Source organism: uncultured Thiocystis sp. (assembly GCF_903866365.1).
Classification (GTDB): Bacteria; Pseudomonadota; Gammaproteobacteria; order Chromatiales; family Chromatiaceae; genus Chromatium.
In genome coordinates this window covers 1-2584 of record NZ_CAIPNF010000474.1, presented here as the reverse complement: position 1 = coordinate 2584, position 2584 = coordinate 1, and the positions used below count along the sequence as shown (strand labels likewise).

At 63.8% G+C, this 2584-nt stretch carries 4 protein-coding genes; 2 read left to right on the top strand and 2 right to left on the bottom strand.

The genetic code is table 11. The features are described 5' to 3' along the window. On the bottom strand, positions 1-67 hold a 67-nt coding region (locus tag QZY07_RS27625; RefSeq protein WP_363184226.1), incomplete at its 3' end, for a transposase DNA-binding-containing protein. A gap of 355 nt (positions 68-422) precedes the next feature. Then, a complete protein-coding gene (locus tag QZY07_RS25980) occupies positions 423-875 on the bottom strand; it encodes a hypothetical protein (protein WP_295409098.1) in 453 nt (150 codons plus the stop codon). 152 nt (positions 876-1027) lie between these two features. Between QZY07_RS25980 and QZY07_RS25975 the strand changes: the two genes are divergently transcribed. After that, entirely contained in the window at positions 1028-1234 is a 207-nt protein-coding gene (locus QZY07_RS25975) for a YjfB family protein (protein WP_295409095.1), read from the top strand. 345 nt (positions 1235-1579) lie between these two features. After that, entirely contained in the window at positions 1580-2185 is a 606-nt protein-coding gene (locus QZY07_RS25970) for a DUF2242 domain-containing protein (protein ID WP_295409093.1), read from the top strand. The last annotated feature ends 399 nt before the right edge of the window (positions 2186-2584 follow it).

Below are 2584 nucleotides of genomic sequence, written 5' to 3'. Positions count from 1 at the left end.
CCGCCCGTCGGTCGCGGCGCGCGTCGCCCAGATCGATCCCGCGAAATTCTTCTTCTGCCCAGCCCATACAGACCCCATCGAACAACAGTGCCAAAACCGGATTTTACCCGAACACGGGAAGTTGTGTGTAATGGGATGGGTTTAAGGATCGCCAAGACCCGCGCACGGAAAGCGGATCGCTCAGGCGTTACGCCGCTCGCCCTGGTTGATCTTGGCGTTGATCGCACGCCGCCGCGAGCCGCGTAACGGTCGCACTGCTGGGCGTTTCGAGACACCCGAGCAGCGCGTTGAGTGCGTCGACCGACTGAGGGCCGGGGTTGGTGTCCATCGGCAGCGTCATGTGCAATGGCGGTCTTGTACAGCCCTTCGGAGGCGCTGAGAAACGAATCGCCTGATGCACGAACGACTGGCCGTCTTTCGGCCTACTGGATCCACTTCACGGCGGGAGGTCCGGGCGGAAGATCCTCGAAGCTGTCGCCGTTGGCGGCCATGGTGAACTGCCGGTGTGCCTCGGGACCACTGGCCTTGGGATCGGGGTTGAGAGAGGCGACGCCGAGCCAACCCGGAGCCAGAACCCTTGGTCCCACGAGGCCCCGGTCCAGGGCCTCCTGGCTCAGGGCGTCGGCACGCACGACGAGGGTGTCCCCCGGTGTCACCTGGGCGGTGGAACGCAGCACCGAGATGACCTCCAGGCGGTAGATCACCGCGTCGCGCTCCCCCTGCCCTGGGGTCACCTGCACCTCCAGCACCTTGACCTCCAGCGTGACCGCCGCGTCCTCCTGGCGTTCCTGCTCCGCCCTGGCGCCCCCCCACAAGACCAGGAGAACGCCGAGAGCGGCGAGGGTCGCGATCCGCATCGACTGAACTTGGAACATGGCAATCTCCTCTATCGTTGATGACAACCACCGCCGCCGCGACGGATCCCGCGTCCCGTCCAGGATCCGGATCGGCTGCCGTTAAACCGAGGTGGCACGTCAAGTTGCGCGAGCCAGCAGTTCCATTCCATCCGACACCACGAGGTCATTCCATGGAGATTCCCAGTTCAACCGCCGGTCTCGCCCAGCTCGCGACGAGTTTAAGTCAGAATAAACTGGAGGGTGCCGTGGATGTCGCCGTCCTCAAGAAAGCCATCGACATCCAGGAGCAATCCGCCACCCAGCTCATCCAAAGCATCCCAAGCCCAACCCAGGGCTTATCCGCGAACATTGGGACACAACTCAACGTGACGGCGTGAAACCGGCAACGCGGTGCTTCATCGCTGAATCGGATAAACAAGCCGCCTTCCGTGCCGCGATGGCGATGAACGGATCGCGCAATACCGAGCCTTGGCTCTGGTGCCCGGAAGCGGCCGCCAGAGGAGGGGGCGTGATCGCGGCGCCAAGCGGAGAACCTCCGTCTCAAGCACGAGGTCGCCCGCCGGTTCCGATTTCTCTCCGTCTTCGCTGGAGCGGGACTATGCTATAGTGATTTTCCGCATCGCGAGACCGCAGATTCGCACCAGCGATCGCTCCGCGCGGCCGAGTTCAGGTCAGTTGTCACGCCCGTTGACGATCTCCTCTTTAGATTCCTCGTGAGTGCCATGTCCCTCTCTCCCACGGTCCGTGCAGGGCCTTTGATCGCTCTGACGACCCTGGTGCTCACCGGTTGTTTTGGTGGCGGTGCCGATCCCGTGGTGAAAGAGTCCTTCAGCTCGGACAACACCTATTCGCGCCATTACCCCCAGCGACCGGCGCCGACCTGCGAGGCGGCCCGACGCACCCTGCTGAGTCAGGGGTATACGGTCGTCAACGCGACCGCCGACGCGGTGGAAAGCACCAAGAATTTCCAGTCTAAGCACGAGGTTCACGAGCAACTTACCCTGCGGGTTTCCTGCGTGCCGCACGAAGCGGATGGCAGTTGGGTCTTCGTCAGTGCCGTGCAGGACCGTTATGCGCTGAAAAAGAGTCCGACCTCGGCCAGCGTGGGCGTCGGGATCCTGGGCTCGGTCTCGCTGCCGATCGGCTCCAGCGACGATTCCCTCGTGCGCGTGGCCAGTGTCACGGTTCAGGATGCCGCGTTCTACCAAGGCTTCTTCGAGCGGCTCGATCAATACCTCCCGCGCCCGCAAACCGCGCCGACCGCGCCGACCGTGCCGACCGCCGAAGCCAGCGAGCGGCCAGAGATGGCCCCCGCTGGCGGCACCTGAGAGGCAGTGAAATCGCCTCCTGAACGGCGCGCGCGGCTGAGGGTGAGAGAGAATAGCCCCATCGACATGATCGCGAGCGCATCTCCCATGACGGGTCGGGATCAGCTGGATCCGTTTGGGGATGACCGGCGGAGCGCGTGGGCGTGGGTCGAGCTGTCGAACCTGATGAGGTTGGACGCCGCGATCCGACTTTGGATTGACCAGATCAAGGATCTGCGATCTGGCGGTGAGATTTCTCGCTCGCCCAAGACCGTTCGCGCATCGTTGCCAGCCCAACGAGACGCCACCATGGATCGCGATGCACTGCTGTCCGCGATTCGACAGCGCAACCGTGAGCGATTGCCCCGGCTCATCGACATTGAGCGCCGGGCGCGCGAGGGGTACGCCCTTTCCCGGAAT